The organism is Sphingobacterium multivorum (assembly GCF_900457465.1).
Taxonomy (GTDB): domain Bacteria; phylum Bacteroidota; class Bacteroidia; order Sphingobacteriales; family Sphingobacteriaceae; genus Sphingobacterium; species Sphingobacterium multivorum.
Genome location: NZ_UAUU01000008.1, coordinates 311,244 through 325,203 on the forward strand (window position 1 = coordinate 311,244; position 13,960 = coordinate 325,203).

Annotated in this window: 16 protein-coding genes and 1 pseudogene; 11 read left to right on the forward strand and 6 right to left on the reverse strand. The window is 42.8% G+C overall.

Annotated elements, in window-relative coordinates; genetic code table 11:
- The first annotated feature begins 26 nt into the window (after positions 1-26).
- From DTA23_RS28865 to DTA23_RS09835, 4 genes are all read left to right on the forward strand, one after another.
- Positions 27-566: an FAD-dependent oxidoreductase gene (locus tag DTA23_RS28865; protein WP_256603289.1), complete on the forward strand. Its 540-nt coding sequence runs from the start codon at positions 27-29 to the stop codon at positions 564-566.
- A 16-nt stretch (positions 567-582) separates the two neighbouring features.
- Positions 583-1,302, forward strand: a complete 720-nt coding sequence (locus tag DTA23_RS09825; RefSeq protein ID WP_112374582.1) for an FAD-binding oxidoreductase — start codon at positions 583-585, stop codon at positions 1,300-1,302.
- 130 nt (positions 1,303-1,432) lie between these two features.
- Positions 1,433-1,735 carry a hypothetical protein gene (locus DTA23_RS09830; RefSeq protein WP_112374583.1) on the forward strand — a complete coding sequence of 101 codons (303 nt, stop codon included), beginning with the start codon at positions 1,433-1,435 and terminating at the stop codon, positions 1,733-1,735.
- A gap of 71 nt (positions 1,736-1,806) precedes the next feature.
- Positions 1,807-2,223, forward strand: a complete 417-nt coding sequence (locus DTA23_RS09835; protein WP_146753052.1) for a hypothetical protein — start codon at positions 1,807-1,809, stop codon at positions 2,221-2,223.
- 138 nt (positions 2,224-2,361) lie between these two features.
- Here DTA23_RS09835 and DTA23_RS09840 read toward each other — a convergent pair whose 3' ends face one another.
- Positions 2,362-3,243 (reverse strand): DJ-1/PfpI family protein, encoded by an 882-nt coding sequence (locus DTA23_RS09840; protein ID WP_112374585.1) that lies wholly within the window; start codon positions 3,241-3,243, stop codon positions 2,362-2,364.
- Positions 3,244-3,648: 405 nt separating this feature from the next.
- Here DTA23_RS09840 and DTA23_RS09845 point away from each other — a divergent pair, with 405 nt between their 5' ends.
- Positions 3,649-4,584: an alpha/beta fold hydrolase gene (locus DTA23_RS09845; protein ID WP_172462370.1), complete on the forward strand. Its 936-nt coding sequence runs from the start codon at positions 3,649-3,651 to the stop codon at positions 4,582-4,584.
- A gap of 137 nt (positions 4,585-4,721) precedes the next feature.
- Here DTA23_RS09845 and DTA23_RS27090 read toward each other — a convergent pair whose 3' ends face one another.
- Positions 4,722-4,877, reverse strand: a complete 156-nt coding sequence (locus DTA23_RS27090) for a hypothetical protein (RefSeq protein ID WP_159332901.1) — start codon at positions 4,875-4,877, stop codon at positions 4,722-4,724.
- A gap of 205 nt (positions 4,878-5,082) precedes the next feature.
- On the opposite strand from DTA23_RS27090, the gene dinB reads away from it, so the two are divergent.
- From dinB to DTA23_RS28880, 4 genes and pseudogenes are all read left to right on the forward strand, one after another.
- Positions 5,083-6,264, forward strand: a complete 1,182-nt coding sequence (gene dinB, locus DTA23_RS09850) for a DNA polymerase IV (RefSeq protein ID WP_070568437.1) — start codon at positions 5,083-5,085, stop codon at positions 6,262-6,264.
- On the forward strand, positions 6,245-6,667 hold the full coding sequence (locus DTA23_RS28870) for a PHP domain-containing protein (RefSeq protein ID WP_256603300.1): 423 nt from the start codon (positions 6,245-6,247) through the stop codon (positions 6,665-6,667). Before dinB ends, DTA23_RS28870 begins: the two co-directional genes overlap by 20 nt.
- A gap of 326 nt (positions 6,668-6,993) precedes the next feature.
- Positions 6,994-8,144: pseudogene (locus DTA23_RS28875) on the forward strand (DNA polymerase III subunit alpha); the annotation flags it as partial.
- A gap of 201 nt (positions 8,145-8,345) precedes the next feature.
- The gene (locus DTA23_RS28880; protein WP_256603500.1) at positions 8,346-9,179 is read left to right on the forward strand and encodes a helix-hairpin-helix domain-containing protein; all 834 of its coding nucleotides are present in this window, start codon (positions 8,346-8,348) and stop codon (positions 9,177-9,179) included.
- 9 nt (positions 9,180-9,188) lie between these two features.
- Here DTA23_RS28880 and DTA23_RS09860 read toward each other — a convergent pair whose 3' ends face one another.
- Positions 9,189-9,746: a DUF4382 domain-containing protein gene (locus tag DTA23_RS09860; RefSeq protein WP_070568776.1), complete on the reverse strand. Its 558-nt coding sequence runs from the start codon at positions 9,744-9,746 to the stop codon at positions 9,189-9,191.
- A 311-nt stretch (positions 9,747-10,057) separates the two neighbouring features.
- Here DTA23_RS09860 and rsgA point away from each other — a divergent pair, with 311 nt between their 5' ends.
- Positions 10,058-11,110 (forward strand): ribosome small subunit-dependent GTPase A, encoded by a 1,053-nt coding sequence (gene rsgA, locus DTA23_RS09865; RefSeq protein ID WP_070568773.1) that lies wholly within the window; start codon positions 10,058-10,060, stop codon positions 11,108-11,110.
- A gap of 655 nt (positions 11,111-11,765) precedes the next feature.
- Here rsgA and DTA23_RS09870 read toward each other — a convergent pair.
- Together DTA23_RS09870 and DTA23_RS09875 are read right to left on the reverse strand one after the other, a co-directional pair.
- Positions 11,766-12,002 (reverse strand): hypothetical protein, encoded by a 237-nt coding sequence (locus DTA23_RS09870; RefSeq protein WP_112374587.1) that lies wholly within the window; start codon positions 12,000-12,002, stop codon positions 11,766-11,768.
- 158 nt (positions 12,003-12,160) lie between these two features.
- A complete protein-coding gene (locus tag DTA23_RS09875; RefSeq protein ID WP_070568770.1) occupies positions 12,161-12,445 on the reverse strand; it encodes a hypothetical protein in 285 nt (94 codons plus the stop codon).
- Between the two features lie 317 nt (positions 12,446-12,762).
- Between DTA23_RS09875 and DTA23_RS09880 the strand changes: the two genes are divergently transcribed.
- A complete protein-coding gene (locus tag DTA23_RS09880; protein WP_070568767.1) occupies positions 12,763-13,035 on the forward strand; it encodes a hypothetical protein in 273 nt (90 codons plus the stop codon).
- 67 nt (positions 13,036-13,102) lie between these two features.
- Here the strand turns inward: DTA23_RS09880 and DTA23_RS09885 are convergent, their stop codons facing one another.
- Entirely contained in the window at positions 13,103-13,711 is a 609-nt protein-coding gene (locus DTA23_RS09885; protein ID WP_146753053.1) for a hypothetical protein, read from the reverse strand.
- Positions 13,712-13,960 lie beyond the last annotated feature (249 nt).

Here is a 13,960-nt window from a genome sequence, read left to right on the forward strand (position 1 = left end):
ACCGGTTGTAAAGTCCCTGAAATTGGGTGCAGGAAAGCGGCATTGACTTTAACAACAAGCAACAGGTATTTGATTGGTTTAAAGTCGCGTTCTCCTCCTGGAGCGAACAATGGCATGAACTTTTTGCAAGTAATGAAATTTGGTTTATGCCACGCCCGCAATATTATTTTCCATTGGACGAGACTTGGCCCACATTACCCAACTTGACCATGCTTGGCGATGCGGCACATCGTATACCGCCCTATGCCGGTGAGGGTGTAAACCAGGCAATGCAGGATGCTTTTGAGCTGGCCGAAAATTTGACCAGCGATCATTTTCCGGATATTCAGACGGCAATTTCACAGTATGAAAACAAATGCAGGCAAGGGCGGCCGAAGTTACCAAAGATACGTTGGAAAACACCGAAATATTACACGCGGAAGGTGGACTTGACAATTTGCTGGCGATGTTTAACGAGCGGAGGTAAACCACGCTCGGCCATTTCGTGGGCAAAAACCACGATTAATCCAATACCTACTCTTTTCCGTTCTATTTTATACGATCGGTTCTGCTGTACTTTGCTTTGAACAAAATATAAATACTATGCCAATTGCACCAAAGTGGTTATTTGATACCTTAGAATTCTTAACGCCCAAGCTGCCTTTGATCGAAGTTGTCGAAACAGTCTCTTTATCAAAATCTGTGAAGAGGATTTGTTTCAAAGGGGATTTAAAAAATGTACAATTTACGGTCGGTTCGTTCATAGACTTCAGAATTAATGATACAGAGGCTCGAAGATATACCGTTTCCCATGCAGATACTGAAAAGGGCTTGTTTGAATTCGTCGTTTATTTGAATGGTAAAGGTTGTGGAAGTCGTCTTATGGCGGATTTGAAAGTGGGCGATCAAATTGTGATGTATAAGCCAAGAGCGTTAAGTAGGTACTATGATAAAACAACGCAAAGATTTGTCATTTTTGGCGATGAAACTTCGTTAGCACTTGCTTGTTCTTTTCTTCCAGTGTTAAAGAAGAACAAGCATCAGTTTATGTTTATTTTTGAATTAGAGGAAGAGAACAAAGATGTTCCAAAATTATTGGGTTTGGAAAACTGCCTGATATTTTCCAAAAACTTTTTGTCCAACAAGCAGGAGTGGGTAGGCAAACTGCCGGTGATCGATACTCCAGATTGGCAAGAAGCTAAGTTCGTGTTGACAGGTAATGCAAAATCGGCTCAACTCTTCAGAAAAATTATTAGAGAAAACACCAATGGTACCGTTTATTTACACGGCTACTGGTTAGCCGGTAAAAGGGATTATAAATAGCTTTGAATTATCATACACATCATTAGCCGCCTGGGCTGGTCCAGCTTGGTAACTAAAGGTGAACCGTGGGCGATGAAGATGAAGGATTGTCAGCATTAAACCGTAATTTTATCGTTCAAACACGTTGAACATGACATTTCTATACCAGTATTTTCGCTTGTATTGGGTGCTAGCGGCATTCCTATTTTCCTTCCATGTTTCTGCACAAAAGCAATCAGGAGTGGACAGCAATGCGTTGGCTATTCACTTTGTTGACGGACAACTTCCTGAAGGTAACTATACCGCAGCGGTGTTGGGAATTCCTCGACCTAATGCATCGCAGCTTGCAATTGTTGAGAAAATGAAACAAGCCTTGAAAGCCAATGAAGATTGGTTTTTCAAAACAATGAAGGAATTAAAACCCGGAGAGCCTATACCATATCACAAAATCTAGGGATTAGCGAAGCGGAGTATGCTACTTTTATGGAGTTCTCCCAGGCTATCAAAATAGATAAAATAGGGGCTATGGAGCTCAAGATCGTTCGAAAGGACAATAGCATCCATTTCGAACCTAAAGACTTCGGCGATTACTTAAAATATGTGGTCATCAATTTAAAAGACCAGCGGGTCAGGGTTGATAGCCTGGGCTTGGAATACAAAGGGCAGATCATTATGGATGCTAAACGGACAACACTGGTTGCTGGACCTTGGGCAGGTTACTCCTGGCAACTCGAAGAATTTAAGAAAGACGGACAATTAATTTTAGATCCGAATAAAGTGGATCCTGCAGAGATGGGAGAACTGAATATAAAATCTATTGAGGTGATAGTTGGCAAACTCGATCATAATAATCAGTGTTTTCTATATGTCAAGAGCAATATTGTCGATAAAGGCCATGTGCTTGCAAAACAGGATATAGCCCTTTTATTAACGAAAGAATAGGCAGAAATTCAGAAATATACCTAACTTTAAATTAGAGCAAAGCCCAAAGCCGGTTTAACATTGGCTCAAGCGGAGATCTAGCCAAAAAAAGGCTCCCTTATCGGTTAATAAGGGAGCCTTTTATTTGAAAAAAATCGCCTATCCATTTTCCACTTTTGATTTTTCATGGGCGAGAAGTTCATCTGCGCAGAGTTTTCCGAATTTATCGGCCGCCAATGGGCTATCCCCAGTAATCAATTTTCTGTCAATGTGACAATCGCCGGCAATTTTTTTATTCAAAATTTCTACCCCAAGTTGTTTGAGTTTTTCGCCATAAAACCAGGGCATCTCGCCCGGCTGGTAACCACTTTCTGGCAAAGTCTTATCCATTTCATCGGGAAACGAATTGATCTTATACCCCTTAAAGGGAAATTCAGCGTCTCCGCAATCTGCAGCGCTTAAGAGCGCTGCCGGGCCATGGCAGATTGCCAAGAGATATTTATCTTCAGTTACTGCCCATTTGATAAGTTCTTTTACATCATTATTTTCAGGTAGCCCGAGCATTGCGCCATGTCCACCTGGAATAAAAACGGCCACGTAGTCAACATATCCTTTGTTCGTATCAGCTATAAAATCCCGTAGGTTGTGCGGGTTTGAAAATTGTGTATTATACTTGTCGAGGATGTTACCGATGTTTTCATCTTCGTACGGCATAGCCCACATTTCGAATTTTACAGGAGCACCGGTTGGTGTGTAGAAGTCAACCTCAAATCCAGCCTGTTCGAAATGAAGAATGGGAACGAGTGTTTCGACCGGATGATTGCCTGTTGAAAATTTCTTTCCATTTTTCATGGTCATATACCGTTCTTCTGTGCAAAGCACAAGAATCTTTTTTCGGGTGTCCTTGTTGACATCGCTGTACTTTTTTTTGCTGTAATTTGTCTTGGTCGTAACCATTGTCTTTCTTGAAAAAAAAGAAGGTTCGTAACCAATCCCGTCAAATACGGGTTCTTTGCTCAAATCGTTTGAAAATAATGACATAGTAATATTTTTTTTGGTTCGACATTCGTGCTATTGATAAGCTTCGAAGGTCAAACTTTCCACATTTATTAATCTTTAAGAGATAACAATATCAAAACCCATGCTGTTTCGCCTAAAAAATATTTGTAATCAGGGCAAAATATTTTACGAGGAACTTGGCTTTATGTACTCAAAAATATTTCATCGCTAAAGTAACTAACCATATCAGGTTTTAAGGTAGCTTGGACGCTGTTCAAGCGGGCTTTTTCTTTTTGTACATGAGGGAACATATTTTCCAATTTGCCGTCTCTTCAATACAATCCAACAGATCGATATCCGGCATCAAGGTATACGTTTCATTTGGCAGGAGTAAAAAAAATATTAGCTCCAGTGTAACAGATGTTTACCTCCATATACTTATTCTATATGAAAGAACTATTCAAAGCAATGCTGTTGCTGTTTTTAGGCACAGCTTTTACGAAAGCTGTATCGGCGCGTTCTAATACGAGTCAATCGGTTATGGTTGAGGGAAAAAAAATGGCCTATAAAACCAGCAATCTTGCCAACCGCAAAGCGGGGGAACCTATTTTGGTGTTCGAAGCCGGATTGGGCGGCGGTACATTTGATCCGATTTTACCCCTTTTGCCCAACCATATCGCGAGTATTCAGTACGAAAGAAGTGGTATTGGTAGTTCCGAACCCGACTCCCGTATTGTGACAGATAGCCAGGTGGTGGCGCGCTTACATGGCCTTTTGCAAACCTTGGCCATTCAGCCCCCTTACTTGTTAGTGGGGCATTCCATGGGAGGCCCTTACATCCGTCTGTTTGCAGCCCAGTATCCCGATGAAGTATGCGGACTGGTATTTTCGGACCCGACGGATTTTATGTTAACCGAGCAAGAGGATGAACATGCTAAAGTGGTCTCGCAGAGTAAAACGAGCTATCAGCAGATTACAAAGATTATTATGGAGCAGATGTCCAAAAATAAAAATTCCAGTGCGGGAGCACATATTGATGCTGCTCGAGCGCTAACGTCCATTTCAAAAGGATACTTTCATGAATACCGAAAATTGCCGCCATTGAAAAAAGAAATTGCTGCTACAGTGATCATATCCTACAACAAAAATATTGAACTGCCCGATGAAGAGCTGGACCGTAAACTAAATCTGGGTATCAATTTTAAGGCATGGTGGAAAGAATACGATGAATTGCGAATCCAGCACTATGCAGCATTGTTAAAAGACAATGACCATAGCATGCTTGTCCTGCTCCCGAAATATTCACATGGTATTTACTACCAAAATCCGCAATTGGTTGCAAAACTCATACAGGACAATTTTAATAGCTATAAAAAGGAATAACTACCTCGAGTCCCTTGATTCGAGGGTGGATCCGATGTAGGAATCAAGGCTTTTTATTTTCCCCTTTTCTTCTTTACAAGCGCGTTCCAATCATCTTGCAGACTTTCTGTGTCGACCAATAATAGCGCATTGTCTATCTACAATAAATCGTCTTCCCAAAGTGGTGTTGGGCAAGTTCGTGCGAGCAGCTGTTCAAGATTTCCTTTCATGGGTTTATAGGCGTGCTCGCCAAATTTTCGCCATAAGTACATGAATCCTTCACGCTTTAAATAGCTGAGTATCTTTTCGTTCATAGGTCGCGTTTTGTAATAAACAGCACGGCCGCCATCTTGTTTAAGCCAACGACCGACTATAAATTATATCGCTGACAATGAATGTGATAAAAATTAAACCATTGTGCCTTCTTGATTGTTTGCTAATAATATTAGTAATTTTGAACTGAGCAACTACCAAATTAAGAGAGGCCGAAGGACGGCTTTTTTATACAATTGAAAAAACATGGAGAGGAGTATAGTACATTGTGATCTCGATACATTTTTTGTATCTGTCGAGCGCTTGCAGAACCGCAAGCTCATCGGAGTACCCGTGCTCATAGGAGGAAGTAGTGACCGCGGGGTAGTTGCGTCTTGTTCCTATGAAGCCCGTAAGTTTGGCGTGCATTCCGCTATGCCGATGCGGCTGGCACTACGCATGTGTCCCGAAGCCGTTGTAGTCCGGGGCGATCACGATCGATACAGCCACTATTCCGGTATCGTTACACAGATTATCGAAGAAGAAACGCCTATTGTCGAAAAAGCCAGTATAGACGAACATTATCTCGATGTCTCCGGTATGGACCGCTTTTTTGGTTGTTGGAAATGGACCCAGGAGCTCCGCCAGCGTATTATCCGAGAGACTGGGTTACCCATTAGCTTTGGCCTGTCGGTCAACAAAACCGTCTCTAAGATCGCCACCGGTACGGCCAAACCCTGTGGCGAAAAGCAGGTACAAAATGGTACCGAAAAAGGTTTCCTCGCACCGCTATCCATCCGCAAGATTCCCATGGTAGGCGAGAAGTCCTTTACCTTGCTCCGAAATATGGGGATTTCCAAGATCGGAACCCTACAGCAAATGGAGGTGTTCACCATGCAGAAGGTCCTCGGGGAAAATGGGATCAACATCTGGCGCAAAGCCAATGGGCTTGATGATTCCCTGGTGTTGCCTTTTCGGGAGCAAAAGTCCATGTCCAAAGAAAATACCTTTCAGCAGGATACTATCGATATGGATGTACTCCGTCGCACGCTGATCAGCATGGTCGATACACTCGCTTTTGATCTGCGCAAAGAGCAGAAACTAACCAGCTGCGTCACTCTCAAGATCCGTTACAGCAACTTCGATACCCATACGCAGCAGTTGCAGATTGGCTATACCAATTCGGATCGAAAGCTTACCGATGTGGTGCTTTCGCTATTCAAAAAACTCTATAGCCGCAGGATGCTGATACGGCTTATTGGGATCAAGTTCTCGGGCCTGATATACGGTTCTTACCAGACCGATCTCTTTGACGATAGCGCCGAGGAGGTTAACCTCATGCAAGCCATGGACAAGATCCGAAAACGCTATGGGGCCGAATTTCTGATGAAGGCCATCTGTGCGCCGCTGCCGGAGAAAGGAGGGGAGCATGCTCTTAAATCTACATAGCTATTATAGCCTACGTTTTGGTACCCTCAGCCTGCAGGATCTCGTGTCGGGCATGCTTGCTGGCGGTTATGATACCGCCGTGCTTACCGATATCAACAACAGTTCGGGATCACTGGATTTTATCAAACTGGGGCGCGCAGCCGGACTGAACCTACTCGCAGGGATGGAGTTCCGCAACGACGATCAGCTTTGTTTTGTAGCCATCGCCAAAATGAGTGTGGCTTCCGTGAGATCAATGAGTATCGAACTAAGCTCAATATGGAAAACCGCGCTATACCGGAGCGTGCGCCCGAATTTGAGGAGGTCTTTGTCATCTATCCCTTTAGCAGGCTCAATGCCTTTCCATTGCGGGACTTCGAATACATCGGCGTTCGACCCAGTGAGCGAACCCGCGCCCAGCTGATGGACCGCAAGGTACTTGATCGCTGTGTGATAATCGCACCCGTCAGTTTCCGCAAAACCGACTACACCTTACATCGGCAATTAAGGGCGATTGATAACAACTTGTTAATTTCGCAGCTTAACAAAGGGCAGATCGCTGCCGAGGACGAGGTATTTATCCCTCGGGTCAAGCTTATGCGCTTATTTGCCGACTTGCCCCAATTGCTGGCCAACACCAACCGTATACTGGGCCAGTGTTCTTTCAGTTTCGATTTCACCAGTGTTAAAAATAAAGCAACCTTTACCGGTAATCGCTACAACGATAAGCAGCTCCTGTACAAGTACTGCATGGATGGCTTTTCCAGACGCTATGGTCGTAACGACCGGGTGGCAGCCGAACGCATTCAGCGCGAGCTTGAGATTATCGAAAACCTGCGTTTCTCCAGTTATTTTCTCATTACCGACGATATCTGCCGCTACGCACGTGGGCGCAATTTTCACTATGTAGGCCGTGGATCGGGGGCCAATTCTGCTGTTGCTTATTGCTTGGGGATCACCGATGTTGACCCCATTGCACTTAAGCTTCCCTTTGAGCGTTTTCTCAATCCCAAGCGCAAGAGTCCGCCTGATTTTGATATAGATTTTAGTTGGAATGAACGCGACGAGATGTACGACTATATTTTCAACCGTTATCAGACAGGACATACAGCCCTGATGGGCGCCATGAGCACCTTTCGCTCCCGCAGCATCCTGCGCGAGCTGGGTAAGGTATATGGGCTACCCAAGGCCGAGATCGACCGTCTCGTGCATGAACCCGAGCATATGCTCAACAAGAATGAAGTAACCAACACCATATTAAGCGTGTACAACCGCATGGCCGATTTTCCCAATCAGCGGACCATCCATGCCAGCGGCGTGCTCATTTCGGAGGAACCGCTCACCTGTTATTCGGCGATGGACAATCCGCCCAAGGGATTGCCGACCATGCAGTTTGATATGTATGTGGCCGAAGATATCGGTTTTGAAAAGTTCGATATCCTTTCCCAGCGAGGTATCGGCCATATCAAAGATTGCCGGACCATTGTGCGGGAAAACTTGGGTGTGGTGATCGATACCGACAACCCCAAGCGTTTTTTTCAGGATGCCCATATTGCGACGCAATTAAAATCAGCCAATACCATCGGCTGTTTTTATATCGAGAGCCCGGCCATGCGGCAGTTGCTCACCAAACTGCGTTGCGATGATTACCTGACGTTGGTGGCAGCGTCCTCCATTATTCGGCCTGGTGTGGCCAGTTCGGGTATAATGGGCGAATATATCCGCCGGCATCACGACCCACGACGGTCATCTATCCGCACCCCGTGTTTAAGGAACAGCTCGAAGAGACCTATGGCGTGATGGTCTATCAGGAAGATGTGATGAAGATCGCCAATGCCTACGGTGGACTCGATATGGCCGATGCCGATGTGCTGCGGCGCATGATGTCGGGCAAATACCGGAGCAAAGACCACCTGATCGAAATCGAGGATAAATTCTTTTCCAACTGCAAGGCCAAGGGATACCCCGAAAAGACGAGCCGCGAGATCTGGCGGCAGATGGAAAGCTTTGCGGGCTATTCCTTTAACAAGGCGCATTCCGCATCCTTTGCTGTAGAGAGTTATCAGAGTCTTTTCCTCAAGACTTACTATCCTTTGGAGTTTATGGTTGCGGTACTCAACAATTATGGTGGGTTTTACAATCGTAAAGTCTATGTCAATGAAGCACGAATTTCAGGCGGCAATATCTGCCTGCCCTGTGTCAATCAGTCCGTTTTTAATACCTCCATTCAGGGTAAGGATATTTATCTGGGTTTTGACTGCCTGCTCAACTTGGAGGGTAAACTGGCCCATCGCATTATCGAAGAGCGCGAAGCGAATAGCACCTATACGAGTCTGGAAAATTTTGTTAAGCGCACACAGACGGGTATTGAGCAGGTTGTTATCTTGATCCGTGTTGGAGCCTTGCGCTTTACGGGGACGGGAAAAAAGCAATTGCTGTGGGCTTCGCATCTGATGATGAGCAAGCATAAGCCTGTTGCAACGGGTATGGCGCTCTTTGAGACTGAGAGTCGCAAGCCTATACTGCCACCCTTGGAAGAAGATATCTTGGAGGACTATTACGACGAAATGGAGCTGATAGGCTTCTGTGTCACAGGGACGCTTTTTGATCTTACCAAAAGCAATTACCGGGGCGATATGCCAGCCAGAGAACTCCACTTGTTTGAAGGAAAAATAGTCCGCGTTGTAGGGGATTTTGTCTGTGAGAAATTTGTGAAGACCGAGCGTGGCGACCTGATGAAATTCGGTACTTTCCTCGATGCCGAGGGGCGCTTTTTTGATACCGTCCATTTCCCACAGAGCCTGGTCAAATATTCGCTCCATGGGACGGGAATCTATTTGGTTGAAGGCAAAGTTGTCGTAGAATATGGTTGCCCTTCCATTGAGGTGATCCGCTGTGCTAAAATGCCGTTAAAGCCAGACCCTAGAAGCGAGTAACCTGCCGCTTTAATCCAGTACTGCGGTGAGGTTGGGATTAATCACAAATTTACCTTCTGCAGTCTCTTGGATGAAATCTGATAGATTGATATGAAGCATTAGCGTATGGTTTTCATTCGGAGAAAGCTTATTGTCGGCAGCGATATTCACCGCGATAATTTGTCCTTGCGGCATCTCTAAAGCATAGGGAAGGTCATCTATGACTATTTCATTTCCTTTAGGGGCAACTTTTAGCATAACTTCCTGTAGGCTGCCATGGGGCACATGTCCACCCGCGATGATGCTATCCTTTTGAATTCGGAGGATGTTTACCCTTTTATTTGCCTCGATTTTTCCTCCACCTGCAGACGTGCGGGTCCATAACTTCTGGATCTCGAGATGGACTGCATCATACTGATCACCTTCAGTTTTTACCGTTACTTTTAAGTGCGCCTGCTCGGGTGCGGGGCTATCATCCTCATGGCAGCTACCTAAAAGTATGAGGAGGACCAGGCCCATAAGATGCAACAGCACAGAAACCCTGCGGGCGGTTAACTTTGTATTTTTTCTATTGGAAATCAGGGGCATAATTGTTTTTTATAATTGAACACATGAGGAGCGGTCATCGTTTGCTTTTTTGTAAAAACAGCCCGCTACGTGAGCCATATACACATTGTCCATTTTTCTCTTACTATTCAATTTAACTTTTCATATCTTTGTAGTTCATGCAAAAACAACTATTCACATATTATAGTTTAGCGATTGGAATGATTGCCTGATTCCGGGTGTCTTGCTTCTTGCGTTTCGCTGGTAATAAGCATGTTACCAGTGGTATACCTGTGAGTCATTCGGATGACCAATAATCAGCAATTTAATTCATCATTCTAAATTAATAATAAATGAATAACCTCGCATTATTTGGTTGGAATAGTGACCTATTTCAGCTTAAACAAGAATCTACATATTCTAATCTTTTTCATGGTCGTGTTTCGGCTGTGAACAAAACTAACTACGAGATCATGTCCGAGAACGGCTTGCTATTTTGCGAGCTGGCGGGCAATCTGCTCTTTGGAAAGTCAGCGTTTGAGCTACCCTGCACGGGGGACTGGGTTATCTTTCAACCTTTTGACGACAACAAAGGAATAATTGTCGATATCCTATCACGTACCCACACATTGTACAGAAGAAAGAGTGGTACCACTTCGGATAAACAGGCAATAGCATCTCATATAGACAAAGCTTTTATTGTTCAGAGCTTGGATGCCAATTTTAATCCCCGTCGAACGGAACGGTTTATGGCCCAGGTATTGGAAGAAAATATTCAACCGGTGCTCATACTCACTAAATCTGATTTGGATTTTAATCGACAGGATATAGATGAGTCGTTAAAACACCTTACCAGCAACGTGCAAGTATTTTACACAAGCATTCATTCCACAGAGTCAATTGTTCTTGTACGTGAATCTATCCTGCCTGGGGAAACAATAGTATGTATAGGCTCCTCTGGTGTAGGAAAAAGTTCTTTAGTCAATGCGTTATGCGAACGCACAGTGTTGCTCACCTCCGAAACAAGTAACGCCACAGGGAAAGGTAGGCACACTTCAACCCGGAGAGAAATGGTCTTGATGGATGGTTCCGGCGTTTTGATTGACACGCCCGGTGTAAGAGAATTCGGTTTAGCGTTAGAAACTCCCGAAACATTGGAAGACGTATTTGATTTCTCTGGATTTGCTGGCTCCTGTCGCTTTGACAATTGTGCTCATCTTTCCGAACCTGGATGTGCAGTTAAGAATGCGGTAGACAATGGTCTTTTAGAACCTCGTGTATACGAAAGCTACTTAAAATTGAGAAGGGAATCATGGCATTTCTCCGTATCTGAACACGACAGGCGCAAAAGAGATAAATCCTTCTCAAAAATCGGGGAGGAGGCGAAGCGAATAAAGAAACGCTAATCAATTTTTCAATTTTATACAGATGTTCCTTAACAATGTTGAACATCTGTATAATTTAAGATGCAGATATCAAACCTTGGTAGTCACGAATTCAGTTTATACTATACAATTCTACCCCCCGGAAACGACTAATTTTCGGGGAAACATTTCATGTAGCGGATATAATAACAGAATCGATTGAATCAGGGGAAAGTACTACTTTATTAAAAAGGCCGGCGACATGAATTACCGACCTTTATAACTACTAAAACAAACTAACTTAACCTATCAGATAACGATATTCATTTATAATAGTTCATTTTTTAGCAAAAAAAGGACTAATCTTTCGATTAGCCCCTAACTAAATTATAGACAGATCCATAAAGGACCGGAAAATACGTTTAATATGGCCAGGCCTAAAACCTGACCATACAATTAAATCAATCTAACTGAACTGATACATAACGATTGACGCTAAATGGACAATTCTGTTAACAGCTTGGTTTGATAAAAATGGAAAAAGCCTTGAGGGGGGAACCCAAGGCTCTAATTATTATTAACCTATATTTTTGAAAAGTACTTATAATACAATGTCGAATTACTTTTAGTTTGAAAAAAATAAAAAAGGCTGATCCTAAGACCAGCCTTTAAAATCAACCATAAAAAATAAAACCTATTAATCGTGTCCTTCAGTCTTAACGATCTTATTGTAAATTCCCAATAATAAAAACGGTGCCGCCCATTGACCGACGAACAAAGCTGTATTATCATCTTTTGTTTTGCAACATTTTAATGCTGCTGAAATTCCCATCGCTGCAAGTGATGCCGCCAAGAATAAAATTGAGGGAATTTTAGAAGTTTGCTGTTCTACTTCTTTTGTTACTTTGTCTTCATTTCCTGTTGTAAGTGCCATAATATGTATACTTTGGTTTATTAACGAACTACTTTCAGGGATGAATAGTTTAGTTTTATACAAAAAAGACCGAGACTCAGCATCTCGACCTTCCATTCAAGACATTGCACTAAAGACTTTTATGTCGTTACTTTGGTATTCCTAAGAAATAAAATACGCTATTTTGTGTTAAGGTTCTTCGTTATCTGCCATGATTTTAAATGATGATTATAGGTGAGCATCCAAGCCGTTTCATTGGCTCTCTTTCCTTTTTCATTTAAATATTCACCTACTCGTACTGTTATCAGTGTTGTATTATCTCTAAGTATTTCAGCATATGCTTTTTCACCAGTGCTAAGTTCTGCTATTGCCGGAATATTTTCTACACCTACTTCGGGTTCGAACAGGAATGTTGCTGTACACCCAATATTGAGACTTTTTCCTTGAAATATGATTCCGTTCATGATGTTATCTTTTTAAGGGTGAGAAATTTATATTACAAAGAGAACCGCTATGGCATTGGTACCCTTTTATAAGTTTTACAGTAATATAACGTTTACAAGTCGTGATTTATTTTTTCTTGCTAATTTTATGAAATAAATATTACATTTCTTCAATAAGATCGCGAGTCCCTTGATGCTGGGGTGATCCATTGCAAGCGATCGGTTTGGTTCGGGGTCAGCTGTAGGATCTTTGACTAAGCACAAAGTTAACGACTTTTTGAACTATATGGGCTGCATTACTGTTCCAAAGTAAAGAGAACCGTATATAGCTTTTGAAGATGAAATTTGTCAAAGTAAATCGAGTCGTATTAACCGCGCTGCGAGCGATGGGGTATAATGTGCTGATTTCACCTGTTGAAGTTCAGGATCCACAAAATATTACTTGGAAGGCGATGTGGGTAGAGAACGTCGATACCTGGATTAGGAACTTGTATTGTGGGCAGGGAAGTACGGCTCGTCCAAATATTCTTGACATTGATTATGTACTGGCAAACGTTCCCGAGTGCTATTTGTCAGGAAGTGTATTTATAGAAAGTGATAAGGTCTATTAGTCTATAAATCCGCTTCGTTATTTGGAGTGAATATCTTCTGTTTAAAGATTATTGTGGCTACGTTTTTTTAAGAGATCCAGAGGTTAAAGAATCGTTGTACGATTACCCATTTACCATTCACTTTTTCAAGAAGAAATGCATCACCGTTTCCACATAAAGGACCGCATACATAGTCAACCGGCACGTATTCTTTTTTGCGGTTATACCCCATAATGGGAAGATGAAGGTAATAAATGCTTTGATTACGGTTCATCCTGTATTTATCGGCGTCATCGACATTGTACGCTGCTTTGATAGCGGCTGGAATCGGGATGATTGCCTTCCTTTCGTTCATCTGATTAAGCATATCCAGCGAGTCTTTGAGCTGGTTATCCAGTATTTTCATCAGCTTCTGTGGATCGACGTTGTAAAAAACATAATTCCTGTCATGCAATGATGAGATAGAATCTCTCATAAACTTATTATGAATGAACGCCCTTCGTTCTCCTTCACGTTGCAGTTTGATACCGGCCGAATCGTCAGACAAAATTGTTTCTAAAATGGAAACATAGTCTTTTTGCACTGAGCTGTCATTGTATATTTTGGATTTATTATTTTGGACAGGTGTCATTGTACTTTTACGCATTGTACAGCCCTGGAAAACTAAAAAAAAGAAGATAATATATAGATAATTCATATGCAATTAGTTGTTCCTATTTCCGTACTAGATCTGTGCCAAAAAACTTCATTTTCAGTTTTTGGTCTAATGCCGCTTTCCATCTTTTGCGCCATCCCAGACTTCAGTAATGCTACAACTGGGTGCAGAAGAGGCAAAGCCTTTATTTTGTCAACGAAGAAGATTATGAGCTGTTCTTTATGAATAGCTTATATCAGTGGCATGAGATGGGGGATAATAGTTTCGTTTAACACTGTAATACGCATTCTA

What these genes read in the sequence shown, in the direction of transcription:
- DTA23_RS09825 (WP_112374582.1), top strand. Translation starts at nt 583, where the DNA reads ATGCCAATTGCACCAAAGTGGTTATTTGATACCTTAGAATTCTTAACG.
- DTA23_RS09830 (WP_112374583.1), top strand. Translation starts at nt 1,433, where the DNA reads ATGACATTTCTATACCAGTATTTTCGCTTGTATTGGGTGCTAGCGGCA.
- DTA23_RS09835 (WP_146753052.1), top strand. Translation starts at nt 1,807, where the DNA reads ATGGAGCTCAAGATCGTTCGAAAGGACAATAGCATCCATTTCGAACCT.
- DTA23_RS09840 (WP_112374585.1), bottom strand. Translation starts at nt 3,243, where the DNA reads ATGTCATTATTTTCAAACGATTTGAGCAAAGAACCCGTATTTGACGGG.
- DTA23_RS09845 (WP_172462370.1), top strand. Translation starts at nt 3,649, where the DNA reads ATGAAAGAACTATTCAAAGCAATGCTGTTGCTGTTTTTAGGCACAGCT.
- DTA23_RS27090 (WP_159332901.1), bottom strand. Translation starts at nt 4,877, where the DNA reads ATGAACGAAAAGATACTCAGCTATTTAAAGCGTGAAGGATTCATGTAC.
- dinB (WP_070568437.1), top strand. Translation starts at nt 5,083, where the DNA reads ATGGAGAGGAGTATAGTACATTGTGATCTCGATACATTTTTTGTATCT.
- DTA23_RS28870 (WP_256603300.1), top strand. Translation starts at nt 6,245, where the DNA reads ATGCTCTTAAATCTACATAGCTATTATAGCCTACGTTTTGGTACCCTC.
- DTA23_RS28880 (WP_256603500.1), top strand. Translation starts at nt 8,346, where the DNA reads ATGGTTGCGGTACTCAACAATTATGGTGGGTTTTACAATCGTAAAGTC.
- DTA23_RS09860 (WP_070568776.1), bottom strand. Translation starts at nt 9,746, where the DNA reads ATGCCCCTGATTTCCAATAGAAAAAATACAAAGTTAACCGCCCGCAGG.
- rsgA (WP_070568773.1), top strand. Translation starts at nt 10,058, where the DNA reads ATGAATAACCTCGCATTATTTGGTTGGAATAGTGACCTATTTCAGCTT.
- DTA23_RS09870 (WP_112374587.1), bottom strand. Translation starts at nt 12,002, where the DNA reads ATGGCACTTACAACAGGAAATGAAGACAAAGTAACAAAAGAAGTAGAA.
- DTA23_RS09875 (WP_070568770.1), bottom strand. Translation starts at nt 12,445, where the DNA reads ATGAACGGAATCATATTTCAAGGAAAAAGTCTCAATATTGGGTGTACA.
- DTA23_RS09880 (WP_070568767.1), top strand. Translation starts at nt 12,763, where the DNA reads ATGAAATTTGTCAAAGTAAATCGAGTCGTATTAACCGCGCTGCGAGCG.
- DTA23_RS09885 (WP_146753053.1), bottom strand. Translation starts at nt 13,711, where the DNA reads ATGAATTATCTATATATTATCTTCTTTTTTTTAGTTTTCCAGGGCTGT.